This is a genomic window from Microbulbifer mixtoriginis (SeqCode) (assembly GCF_052466765.1).
This window is the reverse complement of the sequence record NZ_CP174289.1, coordinates 3,533,430-3,553,557: the sequence shown is the minus strand read 5'-3', so window position 1 is coordinate 3,553,557 and position 20,128 is coordinate 3,533,430. Positions and strand designations below refer to the sequence as shown.

The following is a 20,128-nucleotide window of genomic DNA, read 5'->3' as shown; positions in this document are numbered from 1 at the left end:
TTTGGACATTAAGAAAAGCTTAGGTGCAGCCGGGCGGCGATTATACAGTGAGCGCAGGGCAGTGGACAGGGAATGACAGAGGAACTGGTCAGGGAACCGGGCGAGCCGGCCAGGGAGGCAAAATTGCCACCCCTGGCTGGTCAAAACTGAGCAAATTTAATTGAAGAAGCCCATAACAAAGCGCTTGATAGAATCCCACATGCGCTTGAAGAAACCGGCTCGGTCTACCTCTTCTGCGGCGACCGCTTTAACATCCGCGACAGTTTCACCATCGAGAGTCACAACAACTTTACCAACAGACTGACCCTTCTCGACGGGAGCTTCCAGCTCTCCATCCACAATCAGGTCGGCCTTAATACCCTCTTCGCCACCGCGTGGGATAGTTACAAAAATATCCTTCTCAACTGCTATGCCAACACTGGGTTCTTTACCACCCCAGACACGCTCGGTCTGCAGTACTTCGCCCTGCCCATATACTTTGTGGGTCTGGTAGTAGCGGAAACCATAAGCCAGTAGCTTCTGGGTCTCTGAAGCGCGTTTTTCATCGCTATCGGTGCCTACCACGATGGCTATCAGGCGCATACCACGCTTCATGGCAGAAGCCACCAAACAGTAGCCAGCCTCTTCGGTATGGCCCGTTTTAATGCCGTCTACTGCGGAATCGCGCCACAATAGGCGATTGCGGTTGGGCTGGTTGATACCGGAATAACTGAAATACTTCTCGGAGTAGATGTCGTAGTGCTCCGGGTGGTTGGCAATCAGAGCACGTGCGAGAACCCCCAAATCCCGGGCGGTGGTCACATGCCCCTCAGCCGGCCAGCCGGTAGCATTGACAAAATTGGTGTTCTCCATCCCCAGCAGTTCGGCTTGCTGGTTCATCACTTCAGCAAATACCTCCTCACTACCTGAAACATGTTCAGCCAGGGCGATACTGGCGTCATTACCAGACTGGATAATAACGCCCCGCATCAGGTCCATAATCGGTACCTGGTCGCCAACCTTAACGAACATCTTAGAGCCGCCCTTGCGCCAGGCTTTCTCAGAGATACGTACCTTGTCATCTTCTTTAATGCTGCCTTTGATCATCTCTTCCGAGACAATGTAGGCCGTCATCATTTTTGTAAGACTGGCAGGAGGAACCTCCTTATCAGCCTCGTGTTCTACCAATACCTGACCGGTATTGGCATCCACAAGCAAGTAGGAGGTAGCCGCCAGCTGGGGCGGCGCTGGAATAAGTGATTGCGCCTGGGCTAGGCCCGCACAAAGCAACAGAAAAGAGCAGGCGATAATCCGTGTGATCATAGGTGAGAGTCTCGTTAATCCTCGTGTTCGTTGGCTGGCTGTTAACCTATTACTTATTTTAAGCGATTAATTCACAGCGAAGGCTTGTCACCTTATGCCGTGAGCCAGTAATAAAGACAAAATACAAGAAAATTCGCGCCATTGCGCAGTATTTTGTGAACGGTCGTTCCTATGACCGTCAATTCCATTGGTGATCACTGACGACTAGCTATCCCCTCCTGTGCTGCCGGCACAGCTGATGACGGGTTTTTCAGCGAGTTCGAGAAAAGAATATCGTCAGGAATTTACGGTTCTCCGGTAACCGTGACCTTTCTCCACAAACTGGAATATTCACCGTTCGGACCGCACTTTTACCGATGGGTTTTATTCATACACAACCTGGGGCTCTCCCAGCTGGTTCTTCTGCACAGTTTCCCGTGCATTGGCCAGGGCCCGCTGTTGGGAGATTGGGCCTATGCGCACCCGATAAAATTGCTTGCCACTGCGCTCAACCGGACTGACAGAAACAGGATAGTCAATTGCTGCAGCCAAGCGAGCCCGAATTTTCTCGGCCTGGGCTGGGCTGCTATAAGCTCCCACTTGCAGGAAGGTATTTTCCGGCAGGCGGATACTGGCATCCTGGGGCAGGCCGCCAGTTACATCGCCAGCCAAAAGGGTTTCCGTCACCGGTGGCAGGGTATTTGGGTCCAGCGCTTCTACCTCAACACGGGCAACACCCTGATTCACATAGTCCAACTTTTGCGCTGCTGTATAACTCAGGTCGATAATTCTGCCGTGAACAAAGGGGCCGCGGTCGTTAATGCGCACAATAATACTGCGCCCATTATCCAGGTTAGTTACCTTGGCATAACTGGGTAGCGGTAGGGTTTTGTGCGCGGCGGACATGGCATACATATTATAAATTTCGCCATTGGCAGTGCGTCGCCCATGAAATTTGGTGCCATACCAGGAGGCCTTACCCTGCTCTTTGTAGCCCTTAACCGCAGGGCGTACGTGATAGGTTACACCTTTGACTTTATAAGGGCTTTTATTGCCCGCCGGTCCGATTGGTTCCCGCACGGGTGTGGGCTCCGGCGTAGCGAGCATATTTACCGGTTTGGCTGGGCCGCTATCCTTAAGGCTATCGAAGTCCTGCTCGCCCTGCTTATTCGGCTTAATTTGCGGGCCGCCACAAGCGACCAAAAACAAAGCGGCGAGTAGGAACACTCGCCGTATATTGCGCTGAAACATAATCCCCCCGGCGCGCGGCAACCCCAGGCTGCCGTCTCCAAGCCGCTGTTATCTATAACTGCTCAGTAAAACAGAAAATTATTGATTACCACCATCACCATTAGTTCCCGGCTTTGGCAATTATTCTCAGGAATTATTTATCTCCAACTCAGCTCTTTCCACCGCGCGCTTTAACAATCTCCTGGGCAAGTTCATTCACTGCCATGGCGTAGAGGCGGCTGCGGTTGTAAGTCGTAATAGTGGAGAAGTTATTCAGGCCTAACCAGTACTGCTTGCCCTGCTCAGTCTGCAGAGAGAAAACAATCGCGGGCATTTCGGGTGCCACTTGGCTGGTAGCATTAAAACCTTTTTCCGCCAGCTCACCCACTGTCCACTCGGGCTGTAGGGTATCGTTGACGATGGTCATATCTGCATTGGGGCGCGGGTTGGCTAATACAGTCGTTGGCTCGCCGGGCTTCCAGCCGTGCCTGGCCAGATAGTTAGCCACACTGCCGATCGCATCGGTTGTATTGGTCCAGATGTCCACCTTGCCATCTTCACTGAAATCCACCGCATACGCACGGTAGCTTGAAGGCATAAACTGGCCGTAACCCATGGCACCGGCATAGGAGCCCTTCAGCGCGAGAGGATCCATACCTTGATCACGGGTTAAAAGCAGGTAGTTTTCCAACTCCTTAGTAAAGAACTCAGATCGGCGCGGGTAATTGAAGGCTAGGGTGGAGAGTGCATCCAGTACCCGGTAGCCTCCCATATTGCCACCGTAGCGGGTTTCAACCCCGATGATCGCGACAATAACCTCAGCTGGGACACCATACTTTTTCTCAGCTTCTGCCAGGGCCTCAGCATTCTTATCCCAAAAATCCACACCGCCGGCAATGCTTTGCGGAGTTAAAAATAGCTTTTTGTATTGATACCAGGGCTTGGCTTTTTCTGCGGGGCGCTTGATCGCCTTGAGGATAGAGTCCTTGCGCTTGGCATTGCGCATCAGTTCCTGCATTTCGTTGCGGTCAAATTGATGCTCTTGCACCATATATTCCACGAACTTTTGCGCGTCGGCATTATCGCCGTGGCCGGGCTCCTGCGCACAAGCTGCCAGCGCTAGCCCCATACCAACCAATAGTCCCGAGGTCCACTTCAAAACCACCGCTCCTGTCTTCATCTCGCGTCTCTACATCCAGTTTTTGATTTGCGCCGCTGGTTCATCAAAAATGTACCCTGCGCCGCTCGGTCCCTACGGCCATGAGAATACCGAATCCCGCCATTAAGGTAATCAGTGAGGTTCCACCGTAACTGATTATTGGCAAGGGTACCCCCACCACTGGCAACAATCCCGTAACCATACCAATGTTTACAAACACATAGACAAAAAAAGTGAGGGTAATACTCCCCGCCAGCAGGCGCCCAAATAGATGTTGCGCCATAAAGCTAATATAGATGCCGCGGGCGATCACCAGCACATAAAGTAAAAGCAGTAACAGGACACCGCGCATCCCCCACTCCTCAGCCAACACCGCGATAATGAAGTCGGTATGGCTCTCCGGCAGAAAGTCCAGCTGCGATTGGGTGCCCTGCAAATAGCCTTTGCCATACACCCCCCCGGAACCTATGGCGGCTTTGGAATTGAAAATGTTCCAGCCAGCACCAAAGCGATCATCGTGAGGATTCAGAAGTGTCAGGATACGCTGGCGCTGGTAGTCCCTGAGCCCCCACTGCCAGATTGGCCAAGCAGAAACCACCAAGCCCATGGACGCCGCTCCGATCATCTTCCAGCTCAACCCGGCCAAATACAGCGCGAACAGGCCGGAAGCGGCGATCAGGATAGAGGTCCCTAAATCTGGCTGGCGCACAATTAAAGCAGCTGGAACCGCCACGATGGCCAGAGCCCCAATGACAGTCACAAGGGATGGGGGCTGGGCGCGCTGGTGCAGGAAAGCCGCCACCATCATCGGCACTCCCAACTTCATCACCTCCGAAGGCTGAAAGCGGAAGCCGGCAATCTCCAGCCAACGTTGGGCGCCCTTGGCACCGGTGCCAAAGAGCAACACCCCCACCAGCAGAGCACAGCCGCCCAAATAGGCCCAGGGAGACCAACGCCGATAAAAATCCAACGGAATCTGCGCGACAATAAACATGCCGGTGAACGCCAGGCACATAAATATAGACTGGCGCCGCACGTAGTTCATATCGCCGCCAGAAGCACTGTAAAGCACCCCCAGCCCCACAGAGGCAAGCACCAATAAAAGCACCAGCAGTGGCACATCAATGTGTAGGCGCCTCGCCAGACTCACTGGCTTTCGGAGACTGCCGTGAGCATCGGACAGCCGGTGAGAAAAATCGCGGCTAGCCATTATCCACCCCTTTGCTCAATCTGGTTTTCTGTGCCGTATTCTCTTGGGTGTCTGGTCGTGGCACCCACTCAGCAAATAATTCCCGCGCCACAGGCGCCGCCACGCCGCCACCGGCTTCACCATTCTCGACCAAGACCGCTACAGCAATACGCGGTTTATCCACAGGAGCAAAGGCGACAAACAGGGCGTGATCGCGGTGGCGCTCCTGAAGAGCCTCTGAGTCGTAACGGGCACCCTGGGCTATACCCACCACCTGGGCGGTGCCGGATTTTCCAGCGACACGAAAGTTCAGGTCTTTACCCGCGCGTTTGCCCGTGCCATAGCTGCGATTGACCACCGCCTCCATGCCCTCGAACACCAGGTCCCAATTATCAGGGTGCGCCTCCAGGTTATGCAGAATTTCCGCCGGCTGTTCGACCCCGTTGATGGTTTTCACCATTTGCGGGCGATAGTGGGTACCGCGATTGGCAATGGTAGCGGTCATCACCGCCAGCTGCAGTGGCGTCGCCAGGACAAACCCCTGCCCCAGCACGGCGTTCAGACTATCGCCAGGGAACCAGGGCATACCCCGCGCACCGCGCTTCCAATCCCGCGAGGGGAAGAGGCCGGAGCGTTCCATCGGCAGATCGATACCGGTCTTGGAACCCAGGCCGAAGTGAGCGGCCATATCGTGCATGCCATCAATATCCCAGCGGTGAGCCATATCCCAGAAATAGACGTCGCAGCTCTGCGCCATAGCCTGAATCAGATCCACCTTTTCTCCATGGCCCCAGCGCACATGGTCGCGGTATAGACGTGGATCATTTGGCAGCTTATAGAATCCCGGATCCTTAATTTTGGTTTCACGGGTGATCAGTCCAGCCTCGAGCCCGCCTAACCCCATCAGCGGCTTCAGGGTCGAACCCGGCGGGTATTGGCCCTGTACCGCACGGTTAAATAGCGGCACATCGAGGGAATCACTCAGGGCGCGATAATCAGCAAAGCTGATTCCGGTTACAAACAGGTTGGGGTCGAAGGAGGGCTTGCTGACGAAGGCCAGCACCCCACCGGTGTTCACATCGATGGCGACAACTGCACCGCGGCGATCGCCCAGGGCATCCGAGGCCACCTGTTGCAGGTGTGCATCCAGATGCAGGGTAAGGTCAGCACCGGGCTTGGGGTCCTGGCGCTCCAATACCCTCAATACTCGCCCGCGTGCATTGATCTCCACATTTTCATAACCTACTTCGCCGAGCAGGGTTTTCTCATAGGAGCGCTCCAGTCCCACCTTGCCGATACTGCGGGTGCCGCGATAGAGGCGCACGTCCTCTTTAGTGAAATTACTCAGGTCGCGATCACTGATACGCCCCACGTAACCAACACTGTGGGCAAACAGGTCTCCCAGGGCGTAGTAGCGCACCAACTCGGCCTCCACGGAAACTCCGGGCATGCGAAACTGGTTCACGCTGATCCGTGCGATTTCCTCCTCACTCAGACGAAACCTCAGAGGCACCGGTTCAAATGGACGGCGGCGACGCAAGCGTTTGCGAAATTTGGCCACATCGCCGTCACCCAGACGGACCAGATGGCCGACCAGTTCGAGGGTTGCGTCCAGGTCTTTCACCCGTTCACGCACAATGGAAAGGTTATAACTGGCGCGGTTATCCGCGAGTAATATACCGTTGCGATCGTAAATCAGCCCGCGAGTTGGAGCGACGGGGCGTACCTGAATACGGTTATCATCGGATTGGGTGCGGTAGTCATCGTAATCAACCACCTGCAAATTATAAAAACGCGCGATCAAAACCCCTAGCAACGCGATGACACCAACAATGGCCACCAACATGCGGTTGCGAAACAGTCGCTGCTCCGTGTGGGGGTCCTTGAGGTGATGATCGTGGGGCATTGGCGTTTTTTAAACGATTATGACTGGCGCGGGAAAAAACTAATTCGGACTACATTACCACAGCGAACGCACGGAGAGAGAATTCCAGTTGGCAAATCTCTCCGCACTTGGTCGCAAATGTCTTATTTGTGATAAGGGTGGCCGGCAAGCAGGGTCCAGGCGCGATAAATTTGCTCGGCCAAAACCACACGTACCAGAGGGTGCGGCAGGGTCAAAGGTGACAGAGACCAGCGCTGACGCGCCCTGCTCAGGCAGTCCTGCGAAAGCCCGTCTGGGCCGCCAATCAACAGGCTGACATTTTCCCCTAGCAACTGCCAATCGCGCAGCTGGTCGGATAATTGCTCTGTACTCCAAGGCTTGCCCTTAACATCCAGCGCCACCACATGATCGCGCGGGCCGAGAGCAGCGAGCATCGCCTCGCCCTCTTTCTTGCGCGCTTTATCAATCAGTGCCGCAGAGCTTTTCTGGCCCCGCTGCCCCAGGGGAATCTCCACCATTTCCAGAGCAATTTCACGGGGCAGACGCTTGGCGTATTCGGCATAACCCTCCTGGACCCATGCCGGCATTTTGCCTCCGGCGGCGAGGATGCGAACCTTCACTTAATCAACCCTGATGGGGATCGCTACCATCCGCCTCGTCGCGGGTATTTGGAGTCATAGACCAGAGTTTTTCCAAGTCGTAGAAATTGCGCACATCCGCGAGCATTACATGCACTACCAGATCCCCATAATCCACCAGTACCCACTCGCCCTGCTCTTTGCCCTCAACGCCAATCGGGCGCACACCCTCTTTCTTGAGTTCGTCCACCACATTTTCCGCCAGCGATTTTACCTGGCGGCTGGAGGTACCGGTGCAGATCACCAGGTTATCCATCACATCAGAAAATTCGGAAACATCCAGAGCGACAATGTCTTTGCCTTTCAGATCTTCCAGAGCATTTAGCGCGATATCTTTAATATTTGTCATAACACCTTGATTCATTACGGGTCACCAGTGGCAACCGATTCTGTGTAGAGTTGATGGTCTTCAATATATTGCAACACCGTTGCTGGCAGTAAGAAACGCGGAGACTGACCGCTGGCCAGCAACTGGCGAATCTGTGTAGCGGAAATTGGCAGCAGGGTTTGCTCGCGCAAGACCAGGCGACCTGAGGCATATTCATGTAAATCGGCCAGGGTGCCGCGATGCTGCTGCAGCAATTTCGCTAGCTCGGCATTGCCGGTGGCTGCGCTCGCTTCCGGCAAGTGCCAGCCGGGTCTGGTCACAACGACCAGGTGAGCCAGCTCCAACAGGCGTTGCCAACGATGCCAGCGATGCAAGGTCAACAAGGAGTCAGTACCCATACAGAAACTGATGGACACTTGTGGCCCCAATTCCTCACGCAGCGCTTCGAGGGTATCTACCGTATAAGTGTCACCACCGCGCTGCAGTTCCCGCTCATCCAGCTGCAATTCATCACAACCAGCCAATGCCAGTGCCAACATTTCACTGCGCTGGCGTGAAGAAACTCCCGGACTCTGACGGTGGCGAGGCTGATGGCTGGGTAGCAGACGCATTTCATCGAAACCCAGAGCCTGGCGCAGCTCTAGCGCCATGCGCAGATGGCCGAAGTGCACCGGGTCGAAAGTGCCGCCGAATAAGGCGATGGTCTGCCGCTTAGTTGCCAAAATTACCTCTTTACTGGCTGCCGGGCCCGAAAAACTATCGGCGGATATGCCCGTCACCGAGCACAATCCACTTTTGCGAGGTGAGCCCTTCGAGCCCCACCGGTCCACGGGCGTGGATTTTATCAGTACTGATACCGATTTCCGCCCCCAGGCCGTATTCAAACCCGTCGGCAAAGCGCGTGGAGGCATTAATAATCACCGAGCTGGCATCCACCTCGGCAAGGAAGCGACGACTGCGACTGTAATCCTGAGTCACAATAGCCTCGGTGTGGCCTGAGCCATAGCGGGCAATATGATCCATTGCGCCATCCATATCCGCCACGACGCGGATAGCGAGAATGGGCGCAAGGTACTCCTCACTCCAGTCGCTGTCACTGGCCACATTAATCTGAGGCAATATCTCTCTGCTGCGTTCACACCCGCGCAATTCTACGCCTTTCAGCGTATAGGCCTCAGCCAAGCGCGGCAGAATTTTCCCGGCAATTGCCTCGGCCACCAACAGCGTTTCCATAGCGTTACAAACGCCGTAGCGGTGGGTCTTGGCATTCAAGGCGATCTCAAAGGCCTTCTGCTCGTCAGCCAGGTCATCGATATAGACGTGACAAACGCCGTGCAGGTGTTTGATCACCGGCACACTGGCCTCGCGGCTGACCCTTTCGATCAAGCCGGTGCCACCACGTGGCACTATGACATCCACATAATCGGGCATGGTGATCAGGGCGCCCACTGCAGCGCGGTCGCTAGTACCCACTACCTGTACTGCCGTTTGCGGCAAGCCGGCCTCGCGCAGCCCTGCACTGATGCAGGCGGCGATAGCCCGGTTGGACTGCAACGCCTCACTACCGCCACGTAAAATAGTCGCATTACCGGATTTCAGGCAGAGACTGGCCGCATCGATAGTCACATTAGGACGGGACTCGTAAATAATGCCCACTACTCCCAGGGGCACACGCATCTTACCCACCTGAATTCCGCTGGGGCGATAGCACAAATCCTCAATTTCCCCCACCGGGTCCGGTAGATCGGCCACCTGCATCAGCCCTTTGATCATACCGTCGATGCGCTCATCATTGAGTTCCAATCGGTCGAGCAGTGCCGCATCCAGACCGCGCTCGCGTCCGGCCTGCATATCAGCCGCATTGGCCTTGGCCAGTTCGATCCGATTGGCTTCCAACTCGGCAGCAATTGCTGCAAGGGCACGGTTCTTGACCTCAGTATCTGCGCGCGCCATTGTGCGAGAAGCTTCTCGAGCGGCTCGCCCCATCTGTTCGAGTTTGTCGCGGGTAGATTGCTGATCAGTGCTGGCTGTCGTGGTCACTTGGCTCTCCGTGCGAAATCCGGTCGGCCGCGCAGTATACCCCAGCAGCCAGGGGTTTAAACGGCATAAATGGATTCCTACTGCCGGGTTACTCCCTGCTCCAACGATCCAGGTTCTCAGCAATATTGGCGAGACGGGCCAAGGGGTCTTCCAGGGCTAGCAAATCCACTCTCGCTTTATCCTCCAGGGGTAACAACTGGGCCAGTTGCCAGGACAGGGCATCGGCGGAGTCGACATTATCGAACTTGAGTGAAAGATCCTTGGCACGCTCCTTTAACTCTTCCAGCACTGCCATTAGGCCATCGCAATCTGCAGGTATCGGCCGGGGGGCATTATCTGGCAACCACTCAACATCCCCCAGTAACAGGCCGTCTTCAGCCCGCTCGGTGTGACTGATGCGGAAGCGCCGCCGCCCTACTACCTGCACATGCAGCAAGCCCTCCTCCCCCTGACTCCAATCGACAATATGCACATAGACCCCAAGGGGCCAAACCGAGGCGTTGCCCACCTCGCCGCCAGAGCGAATCAAAACAACACCAAAGCCGCTCTCATTTTTCAGAGATTCGCTAACCAAATGCAGATAACGCTGTTCAAAGATACGTAGAGGTAGCGCAACACCTGGGTAGAGGGGCACGCTCAGGGGAAAAAGGGGGATCTGTTGCAAAATGCTCTCTCGTTGGGTGGGTTGAAGTACTAAAGATACCACTGCCAATAGGATCACCGAGATTACTGGCGAAGCCTTTAAGCGCCAATCCAATTGTTTGAGTGCAATATTCCACGGAATCCCGGTAATTGTCGGTGGCAAGCACGACCCACAGCCATTAAGCTGCTGCGGTTTATTAACGAATGGAGACTATTCATGCCTAAAGCAACAGCCCGCCATATCCTGGTACAGACCGAAGACAAGTGCCTGGAACTGAAAGATCAGATCGAAAATGGCGCCGATTTCGGCAAAATCGCGGAGCAGTTCTCTCAATGCCCTTCCGGCCGTTCCGGCGGTGACCTGGGTGAGTTCAGCAAGGGTATGATGGTGCCGGAGTTCGACAAAGTCGTTTTCTCTGAGGAACTGAACAAGGTACACGGCCCGGTAAAAACCCAGTTTGGTTACCACCTTCTTGAAATCACCAGCCGCCAGGATTAATTCTCCGTGAATTAATCTGCTAATAAAAAGCCGGGCAATTGCCCGGCTTTTTATTGCTAGCTCTAAAAAATATTCCCTCAGGCCTTGGCTGCACCCTCTGGAATTTCCACCTCACTTCTATCTACAGAACCGGCACCCAAAGGCTTGAATATCACCAATAACAGTGGCAACAAAGTCAGTGAGCCCAGCAGTGCCGCGGACATCGCCGAGGCGGTCAAGAGGCCAAAGTAAATAGAAGGCACAAATTTGGACAGCGCCAGGATCGAGAAGCCGGCAATAATGGTGATCGCCGTGTAGAACATGGCACGTCCGATAGTTGCATGGCTGCGATGCATGGTAGCCAGGTAATTGCCGTCTTTGGCAAACTCGGCGCGGAAGCGGTACAAATAGTGAATCGCGTGATCCACCCCAATACCCACGGTAATCGCCGCAATGGTGATGGTCATCATATCCAATGGAATACCGGCGAGCCCCATACCACCGAGTACCACACAGGCCGCCAGCATATTCGGTACCAGCGCGATAATGGCAATCGACAGAGAACGGAACAACACCAGGAACATTAACAGGATGCCCACAAATACCGCCCCCAGAGTCAGGATTTGGGACTTAAACAAGCTCTGCAGCATATTGTTGTAAAGCACCAGCAGTCCTGTCTGGTGGATGTTTTCCGGCGCTATACCCATTTCATTATGCGCGTAATCGTAAATGCGCTCGATCAATTCGCCACGGCGCAGATTCGGATCAGTCTCCATCACCCGCAGGGTAATGCGGGCCTGGTTGTTCTCAACCGAGAGATAGGGATCTACCAATACGCCGCGGATTTCCGGCGGCAGGCTGGTATTGGCCACCGCCAACTCAAAGTCATTGAGCTGACCACCTTTCAGGTCACGAGCCACTTTGTACAGAGTGGCGAGGGACTGCACCTTGCCGATCTCTGGCTGTTCCTCCAGGTAATCGTGCAACTGTTCCAAGGTATTGAGACCAGCTACGGTAAACCAATAACTCTGTTCCTGAGACTCCTCTTCTCCGCCGAAAGGGTCATCTGAGGCAAAAGGATCTTCCTCCGCTTCCATGGCAAAAGGATCTTCCTCACCCTCGAAGGCAGGCTCCTCTTCCAAAGGCTTGTCGAGGATAATATCCAGGGTCACAGTGCCGCCCAGGCGGCGGTCAATCACCAGCATACCCTGGTAAATTTCGGTGGAATCATCGAAGTAATCGATAAAGCGGTTTTCCACTTTAAGCTGCAGCATTCCTGCCACACTGATCACCGCAGCGGCCAGGGACACCCCCAACACCACAAACTTATGGCGCTCGGCAAAGCTAGAGAAACGCAGGGTAAATGCATGGGAATTATCCGCACTCACTTTGCCCTGGCGCTTGGGCAGGATCATCAGAAAACTGGGGATAATCAGGAAGGACAACATCAGGGCTAGAGTTACCCCCATCGTCATCATCCAACCAAAGTCGATAACCGGGCGAATACCACTCACCACCAGCGATACAAACGCAACGATAGTGGTCAGGGCCGTGTACAGACAGGGCTTGGCCATAAAGCGCACTGTCTGCAGCACCAGTGTTTCACGGCTCCAGTCGGGGTTTTGCGCAATATATTCGCGGTAACGCACCGCCAGGTGGATGGTGATCGCCAGGGTAATAATCAGCAGCAGCGCGACAAAGTTTGCGGAAATCACAGTCATGCGCCAGTCGAGCCAGCTGAGCAGACCCAGGATCATCACTGCGGTGGTGACACAGGTGAGCAGCGGTAACAGCACCCAACGGGGCTGACGGAAGATCAGCAACAGAGTCAGAATAATGAAGACGAGGATGCCCACACCAAACACTACCAGATCACTTTTGATAAAAGTGATCATGTCCGAAGTGATCATGGTCACACCGCCGAGGAACAACTCTGCCTCGCCTTTGTAACCGGCGAGAATCCCCCGCACCTCATCAACTCGAGCCCGCGCTTCCAACTCCTGAGCAGTGCGGTGCTCCAAATAGACGGCACTCACCTCTTCCAAGCGCGTAGCCTCTTCCGGGCTCAGGCCCTCACTATTGCGCTTGCGGCGCAGGGCATCGCGCTCGCGTACCAATTCTATACCGTGGCTATCCAGCGTCAGATTGGCGAGCAGTGCGGTGGTCTGGCCATCCGGGCTCAGAATCAATTCGCGGTAAATAGGGCTGGAGAGAAACTCCTGTCGGGCCAGGTCTCGATCAGTATCTGCCTGGGAAAGGGTGCGAATCTCATCGGTGATATCGGTTAAAGACAGCTTGGGGCTGTACAGCAAAGGGACATCGAGGATGGTCTGTACACTGGAAACGCCATCTACTCCGGCCAGCTCATCGCGTAACTTGGCCAGAGTTTGTAGAGATTTATCGCTAAACAGGTCGCCATCCTTATAGCGATAGGTGACCACCAGGAAGTCCCCGCTAGCGTAGCGCTCAGCGATCTCACGAAAATAATCCAGGGACTCATCGGCCTCCAGGGTGAGGGAGTCCGCCGAGGCATCGATCTTGAAGCGGGGCAAGCCCATCGCTGCCAGCAGGGTGAGCAGGCCGATAACTACCAACACAGCCAGTGGCCGCTTGGTTACCAGGTATTCATACGAGTTCTTGAAAGCTGACAGCATAGGTTTTTGCTTCTATCCAATAAATCAGTGGGCCGCAGTACGGCGCATATTTTGATCGCCCCGGCAGTGCTGGTGCAAATACAAAATTTGCGTTTACACGGCGCTATTGGAAATATTTTCAGGGAGTATCGATATGTCCCAGATCACGCTCGGGAAACAATAGGTCCCGCACGCGCCGCTTGAGTTCCTTTGCTCCGGGAAAACCGCCATCGCGCTTGCGCTCCCAGATCAAATTTTCACCAATGCGGATTTCGAATACTCCTCCAGTTCCGGGTTGTAATGCAACCTGTTGTAGATCATCCGCAAAAGTGTGAAGCAACTCCTGGGCCATCCAGGTAGCCCGCAACATCCAATTGCACTGCACACAGTAGTGGATGGTTATGCTCGCTTTCACTATTTTTTATCTCCCTGTGACCTACTCACCCCAAGCCGGCAACAACTTTTGTTCCACGCCCAACTGATCGAGCAGTCTCGCCACCACAAAATCGATTATGTCTTCGACCGTGCGCGGCTTCTGATAAAAACCGGGGCTAGCCGGCAGAATCATCGCGCCCATGCGGGTGAGTTTGAGCATATTTTCCAGGTGAATCTCCGAGTAAGGCGCCTCGCGCGGAACCAAAATCAATTGGCGGCGCTCCTTCAATGCCACATCTGCAGCGCGCTCAATCAGATTGTTGGAGGCTCCACAGGCAACGGCCGACAAAGTACCGCCGCTAGCCGGGCAGATCACCATGCTAGCCGACGCTCCAGTGCCGGATGCCACCGGCGAAAACCAGTCGCGCTTGCCAAACAATTTCAACTGGCCCTCCTGCGCGCCGAAGCGATCGGCGAGAAAAGCCTGCAGTGTGTCATCGTCGCCCTCCGGCAGTTGCAGGTCGGTCTCTGTATTGATCACTACCTGGGCCGCCTCAGACATCAACAGCCAGACGCGCACGCCAGAAGCGAGCAGGCACTGCAACAAACGCAGGCCGTATTGGGCCCCGGAAGCCCCAGTCATGGCCAGGGTAACGGTTTTATTAAATGTGGCTTGCTGCAAGATCACTTCCCCGATCACTAAAATGCTGACTCTTTTCAGGTCGAATAGTTATATTTTTGCTCCAGGGCTCCAATCAAACGCTGATGGATACCACCGAAGCCGCCGTTACTCATCACCACGATATGACTGCCCTCGCCGGCGAGCTGCAGTGCCGATTCCACACCATTCTCGATAGTGTCAAAAATCTTGGCCGGCACCGGAGAGTGGTGAGTAACTTCATTCAGAGACCAATTCATCCCTTGGGGCTGATACCACAACACCATATCCGCACCGCTACAGGCACTGGCCAACTGGCCCTGATGCACGCCCATACGCATGGTGTTGGAACGGGGTTCAATCAAGGCGATGATCTTGTCCTTGCCCACTTTGGCCCTGAGGCCCGTAAGCGTGGATTCGATCGCAGTTGGGTGGTGGGCAAAATCATCGTAAACGCGGATACCAGCCACTTCGCCCAGGCATTCCATACGGCGCTTTACGCCTTGAAAACGCCCAAGGGCAGAGGCGCTTAGCTCTGGTACCACGCCAACATGACGAGCTGCAGCCATAGCGGCGAGACCGTTGCGCACATTGTGCATACCGGTGAGATCCCACTCCACGCGCGCCACTTCGGCACTCTCGAATAGCACGGTAAAACTGCTGCCATCCGCGGCGATATCCACCGCTCGCCAGTCGCCGGCACTGATTCCCGGCTGATCCTCACTGGCAAAGCGCTGAACTTCACTCCAGCAACCCTGCTGCAATACCTGCTCCACATTATCTTCTGCGGCGCTGACAATCAGGCCGTTGCCGGGCACCGTGCGAACTAGATGATGAAACTGCCGCTGGATCGCCGCCAAATCGTCGAAGATATCGGCGTGATCGAACTCCAGATTGTTGATAATCACTGTGCGTGGGCGGTAATGCACAAACTTAGAGCGCTTATCGAAGAAGGCGGTATCGTATTCATCTGCCTCCACCACAAAGAAAGGGGACTCCCCCAGGCGCGCCGAAACACCGAAGTTACCGGGTACACCGCCAATCAGGAAGCCGGGCTGCATATCCGCCGCTTCCAGAATCCAAGCCAACATGCTGGCAGTTGTGGTCTTGCCGTGAGTGCCCGCTACTGCCAGTACCCAGCGCCCACCGAGGAAGTGGTCACAGAGCCACTGGGCACCGGAGGTATAGGCCAGCCCCTGTTCAAGTACCGCTTCCACGGCGGGATTACCGCGGGACATGGCATTGCCGATAATGACCAGGTCTGGGGCCGGCTCCAACTGAGCCGGGTCATAGCCCTCGGTGATCTGGATACCCGCCTGCTGTAATTGAGTGCTCATGGGGGGGTAAACATTGGCATCGCTACCGGTGACCCGGTGTCCTTCGGCCACCGCCAATTGGGCTAGGCTGCCCATAAAGGTGCCGCAAATACCGAGAATATGGATATGCATGGCGAAAATCTGTACTCCTGGGGGTTGCGGCGCAAGCTTACCACGGCAAAACAGACCAGTAATTGCCAAATGCCCCGTTTGCCATGCAATTTACTCGCTATTCCATTAGACTCCGCCCCCGCACAGATCGGCCTCACCCCCGATAGGGTGGTAGGAGTTTTCCAGCTACGGCCGACACCCGATACGAGCTCCCGGAGTTCCCCACTGGCGCCGCCGAAGAGCGTCCGGCGGACAACCGGATCGGGTCACTTCCCAAGATCTCTATGAAAACAGGATAACCATGTCGAAGAAGAACGCCTTTTACGCGCAGTCCGGTGGTGTGACTGCCGTAATCAATGCCTCCGCCTGCGGCGTAATAGAAGCTGCCCGTGAAAACCAGGACAAAATTGGTAAAGTCTATGCGGGGCTGAACGGCATCCTCGGCGCATTGCGTGAGGAACTGATCGACGTGAGCCAGGAAAGTGTGGAAGACATCGCCGCACTGCGTCACACCCCCTCCGGCGCCTTTGGCTCCTGCCGCTACAAGCTGAAGAGCCTGGAAGAGAACCGCGCAGAGTACGAGCGCCTGATCGAAGTATTCAAGGCCCACGACATCGGCTACTTCTTCTATAACGGCGGCGGCGACTCCGCTGACACCTGCCTGAAAGTCTCGCAACTGTCTGAGACCATGGGTTACCCAATTCAGGCCATCCATATTCCCAAAACAGTCGACAACGATCTGCCGCTAACCGACAACTGCCCCGGCTTCGGCTCCGTAGCAAAATACGTTGCAGTCTCAACCAAGGAAGCGGCCATGGACGTAGCCTCCATGTGCGCTACTTCCACCAAGGTCTTTATCCTCGAAGTGATGGGTCGTCACGCAGGTTGGATTGCCGCCGCCGGCGCCCTGGCCCAGGAAGAGGAAGGGGATGCACCGCACATCATCCTGTTCCCGGAAGTGGCCTTCGATAAAGAGAAGTTTTTGGCCAAGGTGCAGAAGACCGTGGACGAGAAAGGCTACTGCGTAATCGTCGCCTCCGAGGGCGCCCAGTACGAAGACGGCACCTTCCTCGCCGATGCCGGTACTACCGATGCCTTTGGTCACAAGCAGCTGGGCGGTGTGGCACCGACCCTCGCCAATATGATCAAAAGCGAACTGGGCCTGAAATACCACTGGGCACTGGCCGACTACCTGCAACGCGCCGCCCGCCATATCGCCTCCGCCACCGATGTGGAGCAGGCCTACGCAGTCGGTCGCGCCGCCGTGGAAATGGCGGCAGCCGGCAAGAATGCGATTATGCCGGCAATTATTCGTGCGGAAGGTGAAGAGTACAGCTGGTCTATCGCAGAAGCACCGCTGTCTGAAGTGGCCAACGTCGAAAAATTTATGCCGAAAGAATATATTAGCGAAGACGGCTTCGGCATTACCGAGGCGGGACGCGAGTACCTGTTACCGTTAATTCAGGGCGAGGACTACCCCCCCTACAAAAACGGCGTACCCCAGTATGCAAAATTAAAAAAGCAGCTGGTGGAAAAGAAGCTGGATACAGAGTTTAAGGTGTAATCTTAAAACTCTTTCATCCAGATTTAAAAAAGCCCCCAACTAAAACCGGGGGCTTTTTTATTGAATATTGTTTAAGCGCTTGTTATTGCTACTCTACACCCAATCAAAATAAAAAATCATTACTATACAATTTAGCCAAATGAAACGTCTGTTCCTGATATGACTCTTACTATCTTCAACTCTGACTGCCTGGAGCTGAAATACCACCAGATCCCCCCTTTTATTCTCATTTTAAAATCCAAAATATCTTATTGACACCTCCAACCTGCCACTAAAGCCAGAAAAAACCATCATCCTAAACCCTCTAAAATTACCGCTGAAAACATCTAACAAGATGCTCTTTTCTTTGTTGTAACTTTATATTTACTCTCATCTCAATCAGGCCCTAGCATGTAGACACAACCCACTAAAAAAAATCAGCCACAACCGCAGAAATCGCCTCTCCAGCTCACCCACCAAACAAAAATAAAATCAAAAATCCTGAAAACAACAAAAACATACCCTTCCATTTGGTACAGAATTCTTAACAAAACTTCCAAACAGCAAGTAGCACCAGAGTGCAAAATTTTCAATTCTCGAAAACATAATCTATAGAAGCCCGCCAATTAAAAAAATTTTATGAAAAAATAAAATTATAGAAAGTAATATTTGAACTCCCATAGATACAAACTGCATAATCAGGCGCCAAAGATAACCAGTCAAAAGTTATGAAGAGAAAAATTATAAAGATCTCCCTAATTGCCTTACTCCTATCCGGTTGTAGCGGTGGCGGATCTGGTAGCAGTAGCACCGGCGATACTGCTGAAAAAAATTCACCGGTAGCAAGTGCCCCTTCGACAGGAGACGGTACTCCACCGGCAACAGAAGATCCCTCAAATGGAGGTGACACCTCTATTGCACCAGAGCAAGTAAAGCTAATTGCTTTAAGTTTTGAGGCAATAAAGAAGTTCCGCTTCGCGTGGATTGATGCTGAAAATGCCAGCCACTATCATTTACTGGAAAATCCCGATGGGGTTTCCGGTTTTAGACGGGTTGCTGAATATATTCCCCAAGGTAATGAATCCCTAACACTCAAACTAGAAACAGCACTCTATTCCCGAACTAATGCGCAATATATTCTACAGGCCTGCAACGGTGAGGGATCTCAAGAAAGATGTAGTGATTCAACGATACTTTCTGTTGACGATTTTTTACTGACCGGAAGCATTGGCTATTTCAAAGCGAGTAATACAGATGCCCACGATGATTTCGGCAAAGCAATCAGCCTTAGTGCTGATGGCCAGACCCTAGCAATAGGGGCACCTCGAGAGGATAGTAACACCACAGGTGTTAATGGAGATGGAAGCAATAATGATGCAGATGAATCCGGTGCGGTGTATATATTTACTCGCAGTGAAAGCGGCTGGCAACAGCAGGCCTACCTTAAAGCCAACAACAATAGAAAGTGGGAGTATTTTGGTTCAGAACTAAGTCTGAATGCCGATGGCCAGACTCTCGCAGTAGGTACTGATAGTGGTGTTTATATCTTCGCCCGCAATGAAGATGACTGGCAGCAACAAGCCTACCTTAAGGCCAGTGATACAGATGCCTCTGAAAACTTCGGTGATTCACTCAGCTTTAGTAGCGATGGCCAAACTTTAGCTGTTGGGGCTTCAAGAGAGGATAGCGGAGCAGTCTATATCTTCACCCGAGATAAAGGCACCTGGCAACAGCAGGCCTACATAAAGGCTAGCAATAGCGATGAAAATGACCTTTTTGGTTATACTGTCGGCCTCAGTGCCGATGGCCAGATACTCGGAGTGGGCGCACCAAATGAAAATAGCAGTGCTACCGGTATTAACAACGATCAAAGTAACAATCGTACATATAATTCTGGTGCGGTGTATATCTTTGCCCGCAGTGACACCGACTGGCAACAACAGGCTTACATAAAAGCTAGTAACACTGATGAAGGCGATTATTTTGGTTCTTCACTCAGCTTAAGCGCAGACGGCAAGGTCCTGGCGATAGGAGCTACAGCTGAGAGTAGCAATGCTTCCGGTATTAATGGCGATGCAAATAACAACCAGGCAACGGGTGCTGGCGCAGCTTATATTTTTATTCGCAACAACGATAATTGGCAGCAACAGGCTTATATTAAGGCAAGTAATACAAATTCTTATGACCGATTTGGTGGATCTCTCAGTCTTAGCGCCGATGGCCAGTCCCTAGCGGTAGGAGCCATTCGGGAGGGTAGCAGTGCCATTGGCATTAATGGCGATGAAGGCAATAATAGTGCAGATTGGTCTGGTGCCGTGTATATCTTCGCTCGAAGTGAGAACAACTGGCAACAGAAGGCCTATCTAAAAGCCAGTAATACCGAAAAGGGAGACTATTTTGGTTTTGGTAATATCAGCCTCAGCGCAGATGGCCAGACCTTGGCGGTAGGGGCCTTTCATGAAGATAGTGGCGCCACGGGCATCGGCGGCAATCAGCAAGATAATTCGGCATACTCTAGCGGAGCAGTATATATCTATTAGCGCTTAATTAGCCGATGAGAAGCAAACTGAATTATCAGCTTGAGGGCTCAGTGAAAATTTCTTAGCACAAAATCAATAAGCC

17 protein-coding genes are annotated in these 20,128 nt (G+C 53.6%); 3 read left to right on the top strand and 14 right to left on the bottom strand.

The annotated features are described in order from the left end of the window. Positions 1–156: 156 nt before the first annotated feature. From ACJJIV_RS15490 to ACJJIV_RS15445, 10 genes are all read right to left on the bottom strand, one after another. Complete coding sequence (locus ACJJIV_RS15490; protein WP_252083120.1) at positions 157–1,302, bottom strand: D-alanyl-D-alanine carboxypeptidase family protein; 1,146 nt, start codon at positions 1,300–1,302, stop codon at positions 157–159. Positions 1,303–1,665: 363 nt separating this feature from the next. Continuing rightward, positions 1,666–2,532 (bottom strand): septal ring lytic transglycosylase RlpA family protein, encoded by an 867-nt coding sequence (locus ACJJIV_RS15485; RefSeq protein ID WP_444889549.1) that lies wholly within the window; start codon positions 2,530–2,532, stop codon positions 1,666–1,668. A 148-nt stretch (positions 2,533–2,680) separates the two neighbouring features. After that, positions 2,681–3,691 carry a lytic murein transglycosylase B gene (gene mltB, locus ACJJIV_RS15480; RefSeq protein ID WP_252083121.1) on the bottom strand — a complete coding sequence of 337 codons (1,011 nt, stop codon included), beginning with the start codon at positions 3,689–3,691 and terminating at the stop codon, positions 2,681–2,683. 43 nt (positions 3,692–3,734) lie between these two features. Then, positions 3,735–4,880: a rod shape-determining protein RodA gene (rodA, locus tag ACJJIV_RS15475; protein WP_444889548.1), complete on the bottom strand. Its 1,146-nt coding sequence runs from the start codon at positions 4,878–4,880 to the stop codon at positions 3,735–3,737. Further along, positions 4,873–6,765: a penicillin-binding protein 2 gene (mrdA, locus tag ACJJIV_RS15470; protein ID WP_252083123.1), complete on the bottom strand. Its 1,893-nt coding sequence runs from the start codon at positions 6,763–6,765 to the stop codon at positions 4,873–4,875. Before mrdA ends, rodA begins: the two co-directional genes overlap by 8 nt. Before the next feature lie 122 nt (positions 6,766–6,887). After that, a complete protein-coding gene (rlmH, locus tag ACJJIV_RS15465) occupies positions 6,888–7,364 on the bottom strand; it encodes a 23S rRNA (pseudouridine(1915)-N(3))-methyltransferase RlmH (RefSeq protein WP_252083124.1) in 477 nt (158 codons plus the stop codon). Positions 7,365–7,368: 4 nt separating this feature from the next. Beyond that, positions 7,369–7,746, bottom strand: a complete 378-nt coding sequence (gene rsfS / locus ACJJIV_RS15460; protein WP_252083125.1) for a ribosome silencing factor — start codon at positions 7,744–7,746, stop codon at positions 7,369–7,371. Beyond that, a complete protein-coding gene (gene nadD, locus ACJJIV_RS15455) occupies positions 7,746–8,489 on the bottom strand; it encodes a nicotinate-nucleotide adenylyltransferase (RefSeq protein ID WP_444889547.1) in 744 nt (247 codons plus the stop codon). The genes rsfS and nadD overlap by 1 nt, the downstream gene beginning before the upstream one ends. Further along, positions 8,467–9,750, bottom strand: a complete 1,284-nt coding sequence (locus tag ACJJIV_RS15450; protein ID WP_444889546.1) for a glutamate-5-semialdehyde dehydrogenase — start codon at positions 9,748–9,750, stop codon at positions 8,467–8,469. The genes nadD and ACJJIV_RS15450 overlap by 23 nt, the downstream gene beginning before the upstream one ends. A gap of 88 nt (positions 9,751–9,838) precedes the next feature. Further along, positions 9,839–10,414: an LON peptidase substrate-binding domain-containing protein gene (locus tag ACJJIV_RS15445; protein ID WP_444887053.1), complete on the bottom strand. Its 576-nt coding sequence runs from the start codon at positions 10,412–10,414 to the stop codon at positions 9,839–9,841. A 174-nt stretch (positions 10,415–10,588) separates the two neighbouring features. On the opposite strand from ACJJIV_RS15445, the gene ACJJIV_RS15440 reads away from it, so the two are divergent. After that, a complete protein-coding gene (locus tag ACJJIV_RS15440) occupies positions 10,589–10,891 on the top strand; it encodes a peptidylprolyl isomerase (protein ID WP_286037026.1) in 303 nt (100 codons plus the stop codon). 77 nt (positions 10,892–10,968) lie between these two features. On the opposite strand, the gene ACJJIV_RS15435 is transcribed toward ACJJIV_RS15440, so the two are convergent. The 4 genes from ACJJIV_RS15435 to mpl form a co-directional block, all read right to left on the bottom strand. Further along, positions 10,969–13,524: an efflux RND transporter permease subunit gene (locus tag ACJJIV_RS15435; protein ID WP_444889545.1), complete on the bottom strand. Its 2,556-nt coding sequence runs from the start codon at positions 13,522–13,524 to the stop codon at positions 10,969–10,971. A gap of 118 nt (positions 13,525–13,642) precedes the next feature. Further along, positions 13,643–13,918, bottom strand: coding sequence for an Rdx family protein (locus ACJJIV_RS15430; protein ID WP_286036977.1), 276 nt, complete (start codon positions 13,916–13,918; stop codon positions 13,643–13,645). A gap of 21 nt (positions 13,919–13,939) precedes the next feature. Beyond that, positions 13,940–14,566 (bottom strand): flavin prenyltransferase UbiX, encoded by a 627-nt coding sequence (locus ACJJIV_RS15425; RefSeq protein ID WP_444891720.1) that lies wholly within the window; start codon positions 14,564–14,566, stop codon positions 13,940–13,942. Positions 14,567–14,595: 29 nt separating this feature from the next. Then, positions 14,596–15,984, bottom strand: coding sequence for a UDP-N-acetylmuramate:L-alanyl-gamma-D-glutamyl-meso-diaminopimelate ligase (gene mpl, locus ACJJIV_RS15420; protein ID WP_444887055.1), 1,389 nt, complete (start codon positions 15,982–15,984; stop codon positions 14,596–14,598). Positions 15,985–16,264: 280 nt separating this feature from the next. Here mpl and ACJJIV_RS15415 point away from each other — a divergent pair, with 280 nt between their 5' ends. Further along, positions 16,265–17,527, top strand: a complete 1,263-nt coding sequence (locus ACJJIV_RS15415) for a 6-phosphofructokinase (protein WP_444889544.1) — start codon at positions 16,265–16,267, stop codon at positions 17,525–17,527. Positions 17,528–18,234: 707 nt separating this feature from the next. Next, positions 18,235–20,046 carry a hypothetical protein gene (locus ACJJIV_RS15410; RefSeq protein WP_444889543.1) on the top strand — a complete coding sequence of 604 codons (1,812 nt, stop codon included), beginning with the start codon at positions 18,235–18,237 and terminating at the stop codon, positions 20,044–20,046. Positions 20,047–20,128 lie beyond the last annotated feature (82 nt).